Source organism: Microbacterium sp. No. 7 (assembly GCF_001314225.1).
Lineage (GTDB): Bacteria > Actinomycetota > Actinomycetes > Actinomycetales > Microbacteriaceae > Microbacterium.
On sequence record NZ_CP012699.1, the window covers coordinates 64,969 to 79,579 of the forward strand.

At 67.1% G+C, this 14,611-nt stretch carries 17 protein-coding genes; 13 read left to right on the top strand and 4 right to left on the bottom strand.

The annotated features are described in order from the left end of the window. The first annotated feature begins 1 nt into the window (after position 1). The 13 genes from AOA12_RS23770 (at position 2) to AOA12_RS22310 (ending at position 12,009) form a co-directional block, all read left to right on the top strand. Positions 2-802: a hypothetical protein gene (locus AOA12_RS23770; protein ID WP_054687605.1), complete on the top strand. Its 801-nt coding sequence runs from the start codon at positions 2-4 to the stop codon at positions 800-802. Next, entirely contained in the window at positions 799-2,382 is a 1,584-nt protein-coding gene (locus tag AOA12_RS22265) for a CpaF family protein (protein WP_054687607.1), read from the top strand. Before AOA12_RS23770 ends, AOA12_RS22265 begins: the two co-directional genes overlap by 4 nt. Further along, positions 2,379-3,248 carry a type II secretion system F family protein gene (locus AOA12_RS22270; RefSeq protein WP_054687609.1) on the top strand — a complete coding sequence of 290 codons (870 nt, stop codon included), beginning with the start codon at positions 2,379-2,381 and terminating at the stop codon, positions 3,246-3,248. The genes AOA12_RS22265 and AOA12_RS22270 overlap by 4 nt, the downstream gene beginning before the upstream one ends. 2 nt (positions 3,249-3,250) lie before the next feature. Further along, positions 3,251-4,135, top strand: a complete 885-nt coding sequence (locus AOA12_RS22275; RefSeq protein ID WP_054687611.1) for a type II secretion system F family protein — start codon at positions 3,251-3,253, stop codon at positions 4,133-4,135. 61 nt (positions 4,136-4,196) lie between these two features. Then, positions 4,197-4,391: a hypothetical protein gene (locus AOA12_RS22280; RefSeq protein WP_054687612.1), complete on the top strand. Its 195-nt coding sequence runs from the start codon at positions 4,197-4,199 to the stop codon at positions 4,389-4,391. 90 nt (positions 4,392-4,481) lie between these two features. Continuing rightward, the gene (locus tag AOA12_RS22285; protein WP_054687614.1) at positions 4,482-4,823 is read left to right on the top strand and encodes a TadE/TadG family type IV pilus assembly protein; all 342 of its coding nucleotides are present in this window, start codon (positions 4,482-4,484) and stop codon (positions 4,821-4,823) included. After that, positions 4,823-5,257, top strand: a complete 435-nt coding sequence (locus tag AOA12_RS22290; protein WP_054687615.1) for a TadE/TadG family type IV pilus assembly protein — start codon at positions 4,823-4,825, stop codon at positions 5,255-5,257. Before AOA12_RS22285 ends, AOA12_RS22290 begins: the two co-directional genes overlap by 1 nt. Continuing rightward, a complete protein-coding gene (locus tag AOA12_RS22295; RefSeq protein ID WP_054687617.1) occupies positions 5,254-5,670 on the top strand; it encodes a pilus assembly protein TadG-related protein in 417 nt (138 codons plus the stop codon). The genes AOA12_RS22290 and AOA12_RS22295 overlap by 4 nt, the downstream gene beginning before the upstream one ends. Positions 5,671-5,681: 11 nt before the next feature. After that, the gene (locus AOA12_RS23440) at positions 5,682-6,308 is read left to right on the top strand and encodes a hypothetical protein (protein ID WP_156366714.1); all 627 of its coding nucleotides are present in this window, start codon (positions 5,682-5,684) and stop codon (positions 6,306-6,308) included. Between the two features lie 644 nt (positions 6,309-6,952). Then, positions 6,953-7,270, top strand: a complete 318-nt coding sequence (locus AOA12_RS23445) for a hypothetical protein (RefSeq protein ID WP_156366715.1) — start codon at positions 6,953-6,955, stop codon at positions 7,268-7,270. Between the two features lie 16 nt (positions 7,271-7,286). Continuing rightward, a complete protein-coding gene (locus AOA12_RS22300) occupies positions 7,287-10,697 on the top strand; it encodes a LysM peptidoglycan-binding domain-containing protein (protein ID WP_054687618.1) in 3,411 nt (1,136 codons plus the stop codon). Positions 10,698-10,699: 2 nt separating this feature from the next. Then, positions 10,700-11,281, top strand: a complete 582-nt coding sequence (locus AOA12_RS22305) for a prepilin peptidase (protein WP_054687620.1) — start codon at positions 10,700-10,702, stop codon at positions 11,279-11,281. Positions 11,282-11,445: 164 nt separating this feature from the next. Continuing rightward, complete coding sequence (locus AOA12_RS22310) at positions 11,446-12,009, top strand: hypothetical protein (RefSeq protein ID WP_153002397.1); 564 nt, start codon at positions 11,446-11,448, stop codon at positions 12,007-12,009. 150 nt (positions 12,010-12,159) lie between these two features. Here the strand turns inward: AOA12_RS22310 and AOA12_RS22315 are convergent, their stop codons facing one another. From AOA12_RS22315 to AOA12_RS22330, 4 genes are read right to left on the bottom strand one after another with little or no spacing between them, the layout of a single operon-like run. Next, positions 12,160-12,540, bottom strand: a complete 381-nt coding sequence (locus tag AOA12_RS22315; RefSeq protein WP_054687624.1) for a VOC family protein — start codon at positions 12,538-12,540, stop codon at positions 12,160-12,162. Between the two features lie 2 nt (positions 12,541-12,542). Beyond that, a complete protein-coding gene (locus tag AOA12_RS22320; RefSeq protein WP_054687626.1) occupies positions 12,543-12,947 on the bottom strand; it encodes a DUF1801 domain-containing protein in 405 nt (134 codons plus the stop codon). Continuing rightward, complete coding sequence (locus AOA12_RS22325) at positions 12,947-13,402, bottom strand: SRPBCC family protein (protein WP_054687628.1); 456 nt, start codon at positions 13,400-13,402, stop codon at positions 12,947-12,949. Before AOA12_RS22325 ends, AOA12_RS22320 begins: the two co-directional genes overlap by 1 nt. Then, on the bottom strand, positions 13,399-14,292 hold the full coding sequence (locus AOA12_RS22330; protein ID WP_054687630.1) for an AraC family transcriptional regulator: 894 nt from the start codon (positions 14,290-14,292) through the stop codon (positions 13,399-13,401). The genes AOA12_RS22325 and AOA12_RS22330 overlap by 4 nt, the downstream gene beginning before the upstream one ends. Positions 14,293-14,611 lie beyond the last annotated feature (319 nt).

Sequence of the window (14,611 nt, forward strand, 5' to 3'; positions counted from 1 at the left end):
CATGGCGGTGATCGCTCTGGCGAGCTTCTCCGGCGCCCCCGGAGTGACCACCACAGCGCTGGCGATGACCTTCGCCTGGCACCGCCCGGCGCTGCTGGTCGAAGTCGACACCGCGAAGACCTCGAGCATCCTCCCCGGATACCTCCGTGGACAGTTCGGCCGAGACCGCGGGCTGACCGCGCTCGCGATCGCGCAGCAGAACAACGCGCTGACCGCCGCGGAAGTGATGGAGCAGCGGATCGAGCTCGCGCCCGACCGCAGCGTGATCCTCGGGCTGTCCAGCATCGTCGCCGCCCAGTCGACGACGGCGTTGTGGAGCGAGCTCGGCGCCACGCTCAGCACTCTCGACAGCGCCGGCATGGATGTGATCCTCGACGTCGGCCGGGTCTCCGTACGCGACCCGCGATCGTCTCTCCTGCAGATCGCCGACAGCGTCCAGGTGCTCCTGCGGCCGACCCTTCCTGACATCTACACCACCGCGGCGCAGCTGACCGAGCTGCGGGATCTCCTCGCCCAGGCAGGGCACCGGGAGTATCTCGAGCTGCTGCTCGTCGACACCCCGCTGGAGACATGGCCTCGGGCCGACATCGTCAAGCTGACGAACGTCGACGTCTCGGCCGAGATCGCCCACGACCCGCGCTCGGCCGCCGTCTACTACGCCGGCGCCGAACCGAGCAGGAAGCTCACCCGCAACTCGTACACGCGCTCGATCACCACCGCGGCGGATCTGATCCGCGCCCGCATCCTCAAGCGTCAGGAACTGATCGGCGCGCGCCCCACTCGACAGGAGACTCTCGGATGACGAATCCTGAACAGCCCACACCGCAGCAGCCATCGCTCACCGATCTGCCGATGTTCCTCACGCAGCCCGACCCGGCAGCGATCCCGGGGACACCACCCCCCGCGCGCGGGGCCGCCGGGCACCTGCTCGCAGACGCGGGCGGAGCCCAGTACTCCCGCCGAGGCCCCGCTCAGGCGCCGCAGCCCGCACCGTCACCGACTCCCGCGCCGGCGCCGCAGGCTCCCCGCTACGAGGACGACGACGAGCAGGTTGACTGGACCCTGCTGCAAAGCCTCCGCAAAGAGGTCGCCGAGCTGCTCGATCGCTCGGTCGCGGTCAACCCCACGATGACCGAGCAGGACCAGCGGGCGATCGCGCAGAGCCACGCACTGGACGTGATCCGCGACCGGATGAACGCGGTGACCGCGGAGACCGGCGACCGCAACGCCTGGTCGGCAGCCATGCAGCAGCGTCTCGCTCGAGCAGTGATCGACGGACTGTACGGGCTGGGACGATTCCAGCCGCTCGTCGACGACCCCACGGTGAAGAACGTCGACATCTACGGCAACGACCGCGTCTACGTGAAGTACGCGGACGGCCGGAAGGTGCTGATGCCGCCGATCACCCCGACCGACCAGGATCTGATCGAAGAGATCCGCCTGATCGCGATGCGCCAAGGCGAGGACGCCCGACCGTTCTCCAGCGCCCACCCGATCCTGTCGATGGACCTTCCCGGCGGCATCGGCCGCCTCGAGGCCGTCCACCCGCCGATCTCGCCCCGCCCCAAGGTCGTCATGCGCATCCACCGCTTCGTCGACATCGGCCTCGACCAGCTGCTCGAGCTCGGCTCGATGACACCTCCGATGGCGGACCTGCTGCGCGCGATCGTCCGCGCGGGGCGCTCGATCGTGGTCGCCGGGAACCCGGGCGCAGGCAAGACCACCCTCGTGCGGGCGCTGTGCAACGAGATCGACCCGATGGAAGAGATCGTGACGATCGAGAAGGAACGCGAGCTGCACCTGGACCGGATGGGCGATCGCCACCACATCGTCACCCCGCTGCAGTACCGGCCCGGACTGGGGGAGCGGGCGGCGGACGGCAGCCAGCCCGGCGAGATCACGCTCGTGCAGCTGCTCGAATCCAGCCTGCGCCTCGACTCGCAGCGCATCGTCGTCGGCGAAGTCCGAGGCGGTGAGGTCGACGCGATGTTCCAGGCCATGCAGGCCGGTGTCGGATCGATCAGCACCGTGCACGCCATGTCCGCGACCGACACCATCGAACGTCTCGCCGACCTCGCCATCAAGGGCGTCGGAGGGGCATCCCCGGAGTACGCCTACCGGCAGATCGGCCGCCACATCGACTTCATCGTCCAGGTCGCGCAGGTTCGCATGCCCAACGGCAGTGTCCAGCACCTGGTCACCGAGATCGCCGAGATCACCCCCGGCGAAGAGGACCGCCCGATCGCCAACACGATCTTCGGTCTCAGCCGATCACGCCGACAGGTGCTCCAGGCGATGCCGACACCCGAGATGCGGGAGATCCTCGCCGAGGCTGGGATCGACACCGACTTCTTCCGCGGCATCGAGGGGACGGCGGCATGAACGCGACAGCGATCGGCCTGACAGTCGGGATCGCGCTGCTCGGCCTGCTCGTCATCCTGATCGGGATCTTCCCCTCGCAGGACGACCCCGCTGGCCGGCCCCCGGGCCGTCTGCAGCGGACCTGGACTCGGCGCCGCGACATCATCACTCCGCGGGTTCTGATCGCCGCGGGGATCGGCCTGGTCGTAGGGATCGTGCTCTGGCTGATCTCGGGGTGGCCCATCACGATCCTGGTCGGGCCGGCTCTGGCGATCGTCCTGCCACTGTTGGTGGGCAGCAGGTCCGACACCGAGGACATCGACAAGCTCCAGGCGCTGGAGATCTACACCCGCAACCTCGCCGGCATCATCGGCGGCGCCGGCACCGGCCTCGAGGTCGCGCTGCCCGCATCCGTGCGCACCGCGCCGCCCGCGATCCAGCCGGCGATCGAACGGCTCGCCGCGCGTCTCACCTCGAGGTGGACGATCGAAGACGCCCTCCGCGGCCTGGCCACCGACCTCAACGACGCGACCGGGGACCTGATCGTCGCCCATCTGCAGCTGGCCGCGAAAGAGCGCGGACCCGGTCTCACCAAGGCACTGCAGGACCTGGCCGATGACGTCTTCGACGAAGTCAAGGCGCGCCGCCAAGTCCTGGCCGACCGCGCCAAGCCGCAGCAGACCATCCGGCTGATCACCATCATCGTCATCGGCATGTTCGTCGGGCTGCCGCTGCTGGGCGGATCGTCCTTCTTCGCGTTCTACGGGACGCCGTTCGGGCAGATCGTGCTGCTGTTCTGGGTGGCCATCTACGTCACCGCGATCATCTTCCTCAAGCAGTGGCTCCGCCCCCGACCGATGCCCCGCATCCTCAACGGCAGGAGCTGACCGTGTGGTACATCACCCTCATCCCCGGAGCCCTCCTCGGCGCCGGCCTCGCGCTCATCATCGCGACCCTCCTTCCCCGCCAGTCCAAGCTGTCAGCGGTCATGGAACGGATGGGCACCACCAGCACCATCGCGGACCACTCCGGCACCGACCTGGAAACCCGCGTCGGCTCCTGGGTGCACTCCCGCCTGCCAGATCTCCCCGGCTTCACGATCCCCACCAAGGACCTCGAGCTCGTGGGCACCCCGGTGAACAACTACCTGTACCAGAAGGCACGCGACGCCCTCCTGCTGCTGATCGCGCCCTCGTTCGCCGGCATCGTCCTGAACATGATCGGCTTCCCCTTCTTCGCCGGCGTCGCCGCGCTCTCCGGCATCCCGCTGGCCATCCTCGGGTGGACCGGAGCCGACCGTGACCTCAAGAAGAAAGCCACCGTCGCCCGTCAGGAGTTCGCTCGAGGCGTCGCCATCTACCTCGAGCTCGTCGCCACCGAGCGCCGGCGCAACGCACCCGTCACCCGAGCACTCGAGAACGCGGCCACGATCGGAGACAGCTGGGTGTTCGTCCGCATCCGAGAAGAGCTCCGCCGGGCACGATTCGCCGGCACGCCCTCCTGGGAAGCGCTGAACAATTTCGCCGACGCCACCGGGGTTCCCGAGCTCGCCGAGGTCGCACGAATCTCCCGATCAGCGGACGAGAGCGGTTCTTCCATATATGAGACACTGAGGTCCACCGGGAAGGGCATGCGAGTGAAGCTTCTCAACGAGGAACAGACCCAGGCGAACAAGCTGAGCGACCAGTTCAGCTCCTTCGCCGGCTTCATCGTGGCGTTCATCGCGGTCGGCATCATCTTCACCCCCCTCCTGTTCAACCTCACTTCGACGTAATGTCCGATTCCAACTGAAAATCGCACCTATGCCCATCAACACCGAGAGAAAGGAAGGCACCATGACCGCACTCACGCGCATGGCCGTGATGCTCCGGATCTACACCGACGACCTCCGTGAGCGTCGCGAGCAGGGCGACCAGATGGTCGGCTGGGTCCTCACGATCCTCGCGGTCATCGTGATCGCGGGCATCGTCTACGGAGTAGTTTCCGGCTGGTTCGCGGACCGCCTGGCCGAGATCACCGACCCGTTCTGATCCTGACAAACGATGATCCGTCGACTCCGTCACCGCCTCCTCCCGATCGCCGCACGACTTCGCGGTGATCGGGAGCGAGGTGATGCCAACGTGGAGTTGGCGATCATCTTCCCGCTGTTCGGGCTCATGATCTTCGCGATCATCATCGGCGGGATCTACTACGACGCCGGCAACGCCGCACAGGCCGCAGCCAACATTGCCGTCAACGAGGCCCGCGTCTATGGGGCCACCGCCGAACAAGGCGAGCAGGCCGCGGAAGACTTCATCGCCAGCAACGCGAAGAACCTCCACGACACAACAGTGGCAGTGGACCGCTCAGCTACCGAGGTCACCGTCACCGTCACCGCCCGTACCAACTCGATCTTCGAGTCGCTGTTCAACAGCGTCATCACCCGCACCGCCGTCGCCCCCGTCGAGAGATGGGTGAACTGATGCGTCGCATCTACTGGCACAGCGATCGGGGCTCCGCCTCGGCCGAGCTCGTGCTCCTCGCCGGCCTCGTACTCATGTTCGCCCTTGCCTGTGTTGGCTTTGGCCGCCTTGCTCTGGCCAACATGACCGTCCAGTCGGCTGTCAGCGCAGCTGCGCGTGAGGCTTCTCTTGCGCGCACTGACGGCGAAGCGCAGGCCAGTGCCCATGACACCGCCAACGCTGCTCTCAACTCCTCGGGCATCTACTGCAGCTCACTGACCGTCACGGTCGACACGAGCGGCATGAATGTGCCTCTTGGCCAGGTGGGCATGGTGTCGTCCACCATCACGTGCGACGTCGAACTATCCGATATCGCACTGCCGGGGCTGCCCGGCAGTAAACAGATGACCGCAACGGCAAGCTCGCCCGTAGATCCATACAGGGAGCGACGATGAGAACTCTCCTTACACGGCTTCGAAAGAACCCCGAGGAGGGTTCGCTCGCCGCATACTTCGTCCTTCTCGTCGTAGTACTCATGGCGGTGGTCGGGCTGGTGGTTGACAGCGCTGGTAAGTACACAGCCGCTGAGGAAGCTCAAGCCGTGGCCTCCGCCGCGACCCGAGCTGCAATCAACGCGATCAGCTCCGACACATTGCAGTCGGGCTCGCTTTCAGTGGATTCCTCGCGAGCCGAGACTGCCGCCGAGGCCTATATTGCCGCGTCCGGAATGACCGGGACCGTCGTAGTAAACGATGACGTTGTCACCGTGACTGTGACGACCACCTATGCCACCAAGTTCATCAGCCTCCTTGGCGTGAACACCCTTGCCGCGGGCGCTAAGGCGTCTGCTCAATTGATTACCAACTAGGAGAGCTGCTCATGATGACAACCTCACGTATGCGGGTGGCCGCTGTCGCTGTCGTTGCTGCAGCTGGCATCGCGCTCGTGGGCTGCACGCCAAACGCTGATCCCACATGGTCACCCTCTACGAGCGCGAGTTCAACGCCATCAGCAACACCGACGCCCACACCCACGGTCGCCGCGCCGTCCGACGAAAACGACGCCACAACAGCAGCCGAGAACACGACTCAGGCTTATGTCTCACTCGAGGTCTCTCTGCTGACGGACTGGCCCGGCGAAGCGGCCGCCCAGGACCTCATTGACCAAGTTGCATTCCAGCAGGCCGCGGCGGATCTCGCGGACTCAGCCAAGGCCGCGGCGGATGCAAAGCAAACAGTTTCGGGCTCCAGCACCTTCGTCTCGAGAGAACGCTCTGCTGGACCGCTCACTCTGCAGGATGGAACGCAGGTCCCGTTTGGCAGCGCCCTAATCGCGGGCTGCCTGGACACGACCAATGTCATCACCAAAGACGCCGCCGGAACGGTGGTCCCGAAGCAGGGTGTGACGGTCGTCTGGGCAAGCTACACCGTGTTGTTCAACCCCACCGAGGCTCGGTGGTTGGTCTCCAATATCGAGTACTCAGTGAGCGACCAATGCGGCGGATGAAGAAGATCGCGGTTTCGATCCTCGCTACCGTTTTCGGAGTGGGGATGCTCGTAGCACTGCCCACTGCTGCATGGGCAGGCACCGTCTGTACGGGTGACCCTCGGACTGGCTACACCTGCACCGTTGACGATTCCGGCGGAGGATCCCCCGGAGGCGGAGGACCCATCGACGGAGTTAACTTCACTCCAGGTCCCACCGAGTGCATCCACAAGGGAACCGGCGAAGAGGAGGACCAGGTCGTTCCGTGCTCGTCCAACGGGCGTGACTACTGGTCAAACGACCGGCAGTGCTACTGGTCTCTCGACGACCCGCAGAGTGCTCCTCCTCCCGGCAGAGTCGAGGGACAGGGAGCGTGGTACTCCTGCCTCGTTGGCGCGCTCTGCACCGACCCCCGCGGCTGCTATGGCTATGGCCAATGGCTTCTCGATCCGCCGCCCGGTGTCGTGGCGATCTCTCCCGCACAAGCAGCGAATGCCGTCGCTCAGCGTCTGGGGATCCAACCGTTTGAAATCGGAATGGCCCCTCAAGTGAACCCGGAGTGGGGTCACCGGAGATCCTATGTGGGGGTTCCCGTCTGGCTCTGGGTTAACAACCCTGGCCCGAGTACCTGGGGACCATTCGGAGTCTCGGAGACGGTCGGCCCAGTGAGTGTTACCGGCTCGGTGCAAGTCACGTCCGTCGTCTGGAACATGGGCGACGGAACCAGCAAAGCCTGCGTCGGGACGGGCACTCCGTACGCCACCTCGTACGGGGTCGCCGACTCGCCGACCTGCGGTCACCGCTACACACGCACAAGTTCGAGCCAACCAGGAGACCGCTACACGGTCACCGCCACCGCCCAGTGGAGCTTCACCTGGACGGCGGGCGGCCAGTCCGGAACCATCCCCCTGACGACGACAAGCACCTCACAGCTCGAGATCAATGAGCTGCAGTCCGTCAATGTCCCCAACCCCAACGGCTGAGCAGGAGGGATCAATCATGCGCATCCTCAAAGGTCTCGGATCACTGATCGCCCTGCTGGTCCTGCTGGTCGGGATCCCGGTTGGGCTGATCGTGTTCGCCGGAAACCCGATCCCCAGCTGGGACGAGGTCATGCGGCTCACATCCGTCCCGGACTACGGCGGCAAGTTCTTCATGGGCACGCTGCTGCCGATCGTCGCGTGGATCCTGTGGGGCACCTTCGCAATCGGGTTCCTCGTCGAACTGCCCGCCCAGCTGCGCCGGGTGCCGGCACCGCGGCTGCCCGGGCTTCGGCTGCAACAGCAGGGCGCCGGGTTCCTGATCGCCGCGGTGGTCGTCATGTTCGCCGGCGTCTCGCCCGCCATCGCCACCCCCAGCAGCGCATCCGCCGCCGAGCCGACTGCCGCCGCGGCGGCCGTGTCCTCCACGATCACCCCCGCTGCGGCCGTCGAAGCCCACACGGACACGGCCGTCGCGGCCGAGGCGCCGACCTACACGGTGCAGGACGGTGACTCTCTGTGGCGCATCGCGCAGCAGACCCTCGGGTCGGGGGAGCGGTGGAAAGAGATCGCGGACCTCAACTACGGGGTCGAGCAGGCGGACGGCTGGTCCCTCACTCCCGAGAACTGGCTCAACGCCGGCTGGGTCCTCACCCTGCCCTCTGATGCGCCCAGCGGCGCCTCGAGCACAGCGGAGACCGCGGTGGAGACCACAACCGTCGAGAAGGAAGTGACCGTCGTCTCCGGTGACACCCTGTGGGCGATCGCCGAGCAAGAGCTCGGAGACGGCAACCGGTACCCGGAGATCTTCGACGCCACGAAGGACGATGTGCAGCCGGATGGGCGCCACCTCACCGACCCCGACCTGATCTACCCCGGGTGGGTCGTCGACGTGCCCGTCACCGTGGAGGCCACCGTCCCGGTCGCGCCGCCCGTAGAGACGGGTGGCGTTGAGGATGTCGCGCCCGGGGCCGGCACCTCGGAGACGGGAGCGGACGCGGGCGCGTCCTCGCACGTCGATGAAGGCGCAGGGGCGCAGGCCGACGTCGACGAGCTCGCCGGGGGCGCTGTCGGCGCGATCCCCGGTGCCACCACCGCCCCCGGCGCCGCAGACGACGCGACGACCGGGCAGGAGCCGGCAGAGCAGGCACCCGCGGCCGAGCAGGCACCCGCGGCCGAGCAGGCGGCGGACGACGCGGCTGACACCGATTGGATCGACGAGATCTTCAACGTGCGCACCGCCGGCGGTCTCGGGGCTCTCGCAGCCGCCGGTCTGCTGGTGTTCCTCGGTGTGCGGCGCATGAAGCAGCGCCGTGACCGCAAGCCGGGTCAGCGCATCTCGATGCCGGAGGGCGCTGCCAGCGACATGGAGCTCGCTCTGCGCGCCGTGGAGAACCCGCTGGGGATGGATCACGTCGACCATGCGCTGCGGCACCTGGCGGCGTGGGCTCAGGAGACCGGGAACGCGCTGCCGCCCGTGTACGCGCTGCGGCTGTCCGACGTCGAGATCGCGCTCTACCTGGATGCCCCGGCGGAGCTGCCGGCGCCGTTCGTCGAGGTCAGCGACGACAAGATGGCCTGGTCGGTCGACCCCGAAGAACTACCCCCGCTCGAGCGGGTTCCCAGTGCCCCATACCCGGCGCTCGTCACGCTCGGCCAGGACCTCGGCGACGCCCACGTGATGGTCGACCTTGAGCACATCGGCGCGTTGAACATGATCGGCTCCGACGAGTCCGTCCGCGGCGCTCTCACCGGGCTGGCCGTGGAACTGGCGACGAGCCAGTGGGCGGAGGATCTGCGCATCACGCTCGTCGGGATCGCGCCGGAGCTCCCGGAGGCGCTGGACACTGGCAGGTTCCGGCACGTCGACAACGTCGACGCGCTGCTGCACACCCTGCGCGCGCAGGCCACGGAGACCGAACGAGCTCTCGAGGAGCTGGGGGTGGACTCGATCGAGCAGGCACGATCGGCGGGTCTGGAAGCGGAGTCGTGGACGCCGGAGATCGTCATCCTGGGCGCCATGCCTGATGAGCAGGCTCGGGCTGAACTCGCGGATCTGGTCACCAGGCTTCCCCGAGTCGGGATCGCCGCGATCACTGCCGGTGAGCTCGCCGGCGACTGGACCATGCACCTCGACGACGACCACACCGCCCAGCTGCAGATCCCCGCCGCCGAGCACACGCTGCCCCTCACCCCGCAGATCGTCAACGCGGAGGAGTACGCCAGCATCCTGCAGCTGCTCGACAGCAGCGACCAGGTCGTCACCAACGACAGCGAGTGGGCGCCCGTCGACGAGGTCACCCTCGACGACTTGCCGCCGGCTGACACCACCCTCCGCGACGTCGAGGAAGACATCCGCGTGGAGGACGGCGACGCCGACGAGTGGAAGAGCATCCTGCACTCCCTGCTGCCGGCCAAGTCCGTCGACGTCGTCGCGACGCCCGTCGACGAAAATGCCGAGGAGGCCGACGAGGCAGCCGTCGACGAGACCGTTGAGGAGGCCGACGAGGCAGCCGTCGACGAGACCGTCGAGGCGGCGGTCGGGGTGGCCGTCGACGAGACCGATGCCGACGTCGCGGCCGAGGCACCCGAGCACGCGCCGGAGGCCGCGACGAAGGAGCCGGCCGGTCCTGTTCGGCCGATCGTTCCTCTGCGAGGTGCGCCGTACGTGCAGATCCTCGGGCCGGTGCAGATCGTGGGCGCCCAGGGTCCGGCTCCCAAGACGCCGGCGACGTCGAAGACGAACCAGTCGGTCGTGCAGCGAGCGACCGAGCTGATCGCGTTCCTCGCCCTGAACCCGCGGGCGACGGCCGTTCAGGTGCACGGTGCGCTGTGGCCGGGGAAGGACCCGCACGGCGGCGCCGCGCAGCAGACCCGCAACTCCCACACCTCGCGCGCCCGGTCCTGGCTCGGAGTCTCTCCCGCCGGCGAGCAGTACCTGCCGCGCGTGGGTGCCGAGGGCTACCGGTTGCGCGAGGAGGTCCGCACCGACTGGCAGCTGTGGCTCGATCTCGTCGGCGAGGACCCGGCTTCCGCCCCGACCGCGAACCTCACCCAGGCGCTGCGTCTGGTGAAGGGGCAGCCGTTCGAAGGCGTCAAGGAGAAGTTCTACGGCTGGGCCGAGCCGATCCGCTACGAGATCATCGCCGCGGTCGGCGATGCTGCGCACGAACTCGCGACCAGGTCGCTGCGAGCTGGTGACTGCGCCAACGCCCGTCTCGCGGCCGCGGTCGGCCGGATGGTGGACCCGGTCAACGAGATCTTCTGGCGCGATGCCCTCAAGGCCGAGCACCAAGCCGGCGACTCGACTGGTGTCGAGCGGCTCGTGAAGCAGCTGGAGAGCCACTTGGACAGCTTCGAGGACGGCTACGAGGCCGAGCCCGAGACGCAGGAGCTCATCGCCTCGATCCGGCGGCGAGACGCGAGCTGAGCATGACCGCGACGCCCGAGTACTCCCGACCGGTGGAGATCCTGCCGGCCTCCTGGACCCAGGTCGCCGGCAGGATCTCCGTCGCGCTGGTCGCCGGCGCCGCCTTCGCGGCCGCGGGAGCGCTCGGAGGCGTCGGGATGGTGCAGTGGGTGCTCGCGGCCGTGGTCGCCGCGTTCGGTGTCTGGCTGGCCGTGTGGGACTTCCGGGAGCATCGGTTGCCCAACGCGATCGTCTTCCCGCTCTACGGCGTCGTAGGGGCCGCTCTGGCCGTCCTGGGGGCGTTCACGGGCGACTGGGGTCGGGTAGGTCTCGCCGTGGCCGGCGGCGTCATTCTGTGGTGCGTGTACTTCGCCCTCGGGCTCGCCGGCGCAGTGGGGTTCGGAGACGTCAAGCTCGCCGGCGCGCTCGGCGCCTGGCTGGCCTGGTTCGGTCTCCCGCTCCTGATCCCCGCGACGATCCTCGCTTACCTGCTCGCGCTGCCTCACACGCTCGTGATCCTCGCCCGCCGCCGCGGCGGCCGTGTCCCCTTCGGCCCGTACATGATCGCCGGCGCGCTCATCGCCGGGATCGCCGCGACGGTATGAGGCTCATCCCCGACACCGCCGTCACGCGCGAGCTCGGCGAAGAGATCGTCAGCATCCTCGAGGGGGCAGTGCTCCCTGGTGGCGACTGCGCGGCATGCGGGCGACAGCTCGGCGATGGTGCGTTTCGTCTTTCTGTCTACCCGCAGCCAACCGGAGGCGTCCTGGTGACGGCCGTGCACGCCACGTGCGGGACCTCCAACCTGCAGCACGGCGGTCTCCTCGTCGTGCCACCGGGCACGTGGACGGCCGCCGGCGCTGTCATCACCACCGTCAAGGCCACCCCGTCACGCACCTGGTGGGGTGGGCGGCGCGAGCAGCTCGAGGAGACCCCCATCCCTCTCGTGATCGTGAGCCCGTCCTGCGACGTGTTCTACCTCAGCCGACGCGACGGCCGGCTCATCACGACGGTGGAGCAGCTGCTCCTGGAGGGGTACGACCGCGCCGGCGAAATCCGGTTCCACGCGGCCGCCCGGGAGGACCTCACCGTTTCCCTCGACACCGACGAGCTCACGATCAGCCCCCTGTTCCTCGACGAGTACTCCATCGACGTGCGCGAAGGGTTCGCGGACATGCTCGACGCCGCCGGCGGCCTGCTCCTGGCGATCACCCACGAACCCATCGGTGCCCTCGCCGCGGGGGAGGGCCGTGCTGCCGAGCTCGAGCGCATCACCACCTCACGGCACAGTGCGTTCGCGTGGATCCCGGCCGAGTCGATCCGGAGGGGCTGATGTAGGAAACGGCTCCACCTGTCCATCGAGCCTGCATCACTACCGGCTATTGACTCAAGAAATGTCCACGTACCGGCGAGTTTTCGCCGAGGGAAGATGTCCATCTTGATTGGCCAGCGCATGATGCCGCAACCAACTTCATCGAAGCCGTCAGTACTTGGTTTCCGCCGGCTCTCTGAATGCCACTAGACCTACGAGGTTTCCTTCGGGGTCGCGAATGAATGCTTGCCATTCTTCTCGCCCTGCTGGTCCGAGCTCATCTGTGGTGTGAGTGAAGATCGGCCGCCCTGGGGATACGATTTCGACGTCGCCGGCTCGGTCGACGGCCGACTCCAGATCATCGACGCGGAGGTAGAGCAGCGCTGACGGTGCCGCGCTCTCGAGTAGCAAACGGACGCCGTCGAGATCGAAGAACACCAAACCGGGCGGATCGAAGCGGGCCACAGGGGCGGAGCCGAGCAGTGCGGAATAGAAGGCTGTGGCGCGTTCCAGATCGACCGCGCGCTGGGCTACTTGGACGAGAGACGCCATGCTCATTTGCCGTCGCCGTGCACGTCTCGAATGACGGCGAGGGAGCGATCGAGTAGTTCCCGCAGCACATCTTGGTCCACCGCCGACAACCGGGTGAGGTAGAGGCACGCGCTGCTCGTGCGGTGTGGACCGAGCCGTTCGAGCAGGTCGGGCCACCGCTCGGCAAACCCCTCGACCAGGTAGAGCGTGTGCTTGGACCCGGAAGCGAAGGCGATCTCAGGCGCGATGCCCTCTCGCCCGCTGTCGTACGCGTAGGCGTATTGGCCGAACCCGACGATCCGTTCCGCCCACACCACCGGCGGGCGCTGTGCAACGTGCTCGAAGAGCTCGAGGAGTTCGGTTACCTCGCCGCGTCGTGGCCCGGTTGCCCGGTCCAGCGCCTCGTCGACGCTGGTGTCGGAAGGCATCACGAGGCGGTCTCCGTTGCTCGCTGCGATTCGATGTATGCCTTGAGTCGGGCCAGATGGTCGCCGTCCTCCTTCTTTGTGATCGCGGCCACCAGGGGCAGCATCATCCGCCGCAGTCCGCCGGCGGCGAGCTCGCACGTCCACTCGATCCGCGTGCCGGTGCCGGCCGGGTGCAGCCGGTAGACGTAGGTCGCGGTGATGCCCTCCGCCTCGCTGGCGACCGCAAAAGCGGTGGGCGGCTCGAGAGCCACGATCTGCAGCTGCCCCGTCGCCTCCTTGCTCTTCACTCGGCGCGTCTCCTCGATGACGGACCCCACAGCGAGCGGGCCATCCGTCACCTTCACGCTCTTCACGACACCGTCGACGTAGTCGACCGCCCTTGTGGGATCTGCCAGCACTGCGAACACTTCCTGTTGCGATCTGTCGATGTGCTCGGTGAACTCGAAAGCGATCATGGGCCTTCTCCTGGGTGATGGTCGGGGTGGTGATCAAGAGGCACATAGGCGTCTGTCCAGCTGACGCGAACGGCGTCGTTCGCGCGCTGGTCGACGTGATGGATCTCGAAGGGCGGTGCGCAGCGCAACCGCCACCCTTCTGAGGGCATCCATTGCACCCCGATAGCCGCGAAGGTCTTCGCGATCTGCTCTGCACCGCCGGTGTGCCGATGCGCGACGCACACCTGCGCCGGCATCTGGCGGTAGGTGAAGGGGTGGGGTGGATCTATCGGTGCGGCAATGGGGATGCCAGCGTCGAAGCGGATCTGCTCGTTGTCCACCACGTAAGGGTCATCTGGGGTGATGCCCACGAGGAGGTCGGAGGAGTGGGCGATGCCGTGCTCTATCGCGAAGGCCCTCAGCTGCTGCCACGGCTCGACCGATGGGTGCCCGATGCCGAGGCCGTTGTACCCGCGATGACGGAGGACGAGCAGGTGCCGCTCGGGGGTGCTCTCAACCCGTACCGGGACGGCATCGAGGTCATAACGGAGTGTCAGCGGCGTCTCTTCTGCGAAGCCCGCAAACGTCGTGCTCTGCTGCGCCAGGTCCGCGTGCTCGCGGTACGCGCGCAGCATCCTCCGATACTCCGATGGACTGATCTCGAACCGCTGCACGAACGCGCGTGTGAAGGTCTCGGGCGTTGCGAACCCGGATTCCAACGCGATGTGCAGCACCGTGTCCGTACTGACTTTGAGTCGGTAGACCGCTCGCTCAAGCCGCAACCGGCGCAGGTGCGCTTTCGGGTTCTCACCCACGACCGCACGGAAGACGCGGTGAAAGTGATGCGGCGAAAGACCAGCGACCGCCGCGATCTCGGCGAGGGTCACCGGCTCCTCGAGACGCTCCTCCATCCAGTGAAGTGCCCGGCTCACACGTTCCGCATGCCGCTGAGCGGTGAGTGGAAGGACGACTGAGGACACGCTTCGAATCTACGAGCGCCGGTCAGTCGGCGTCTCGACGTTTTTTGCGAATCCCACCGAAGCGACTCGCCCCAATGCCCCGAAAGGTCCATATGGACATCGCGTAGACATCTCCCCTGCGAAATGGACAACTCGGAGCGTGACATCTGTAGGAACCGGCTGACGATGAACTGCTGTTGGTCGTCAGAACTGGTCTGCGAGCGCCCTCCGCTGCGCATCCCAATCGAAGTCCTCCAACGTTTTGCGAGCC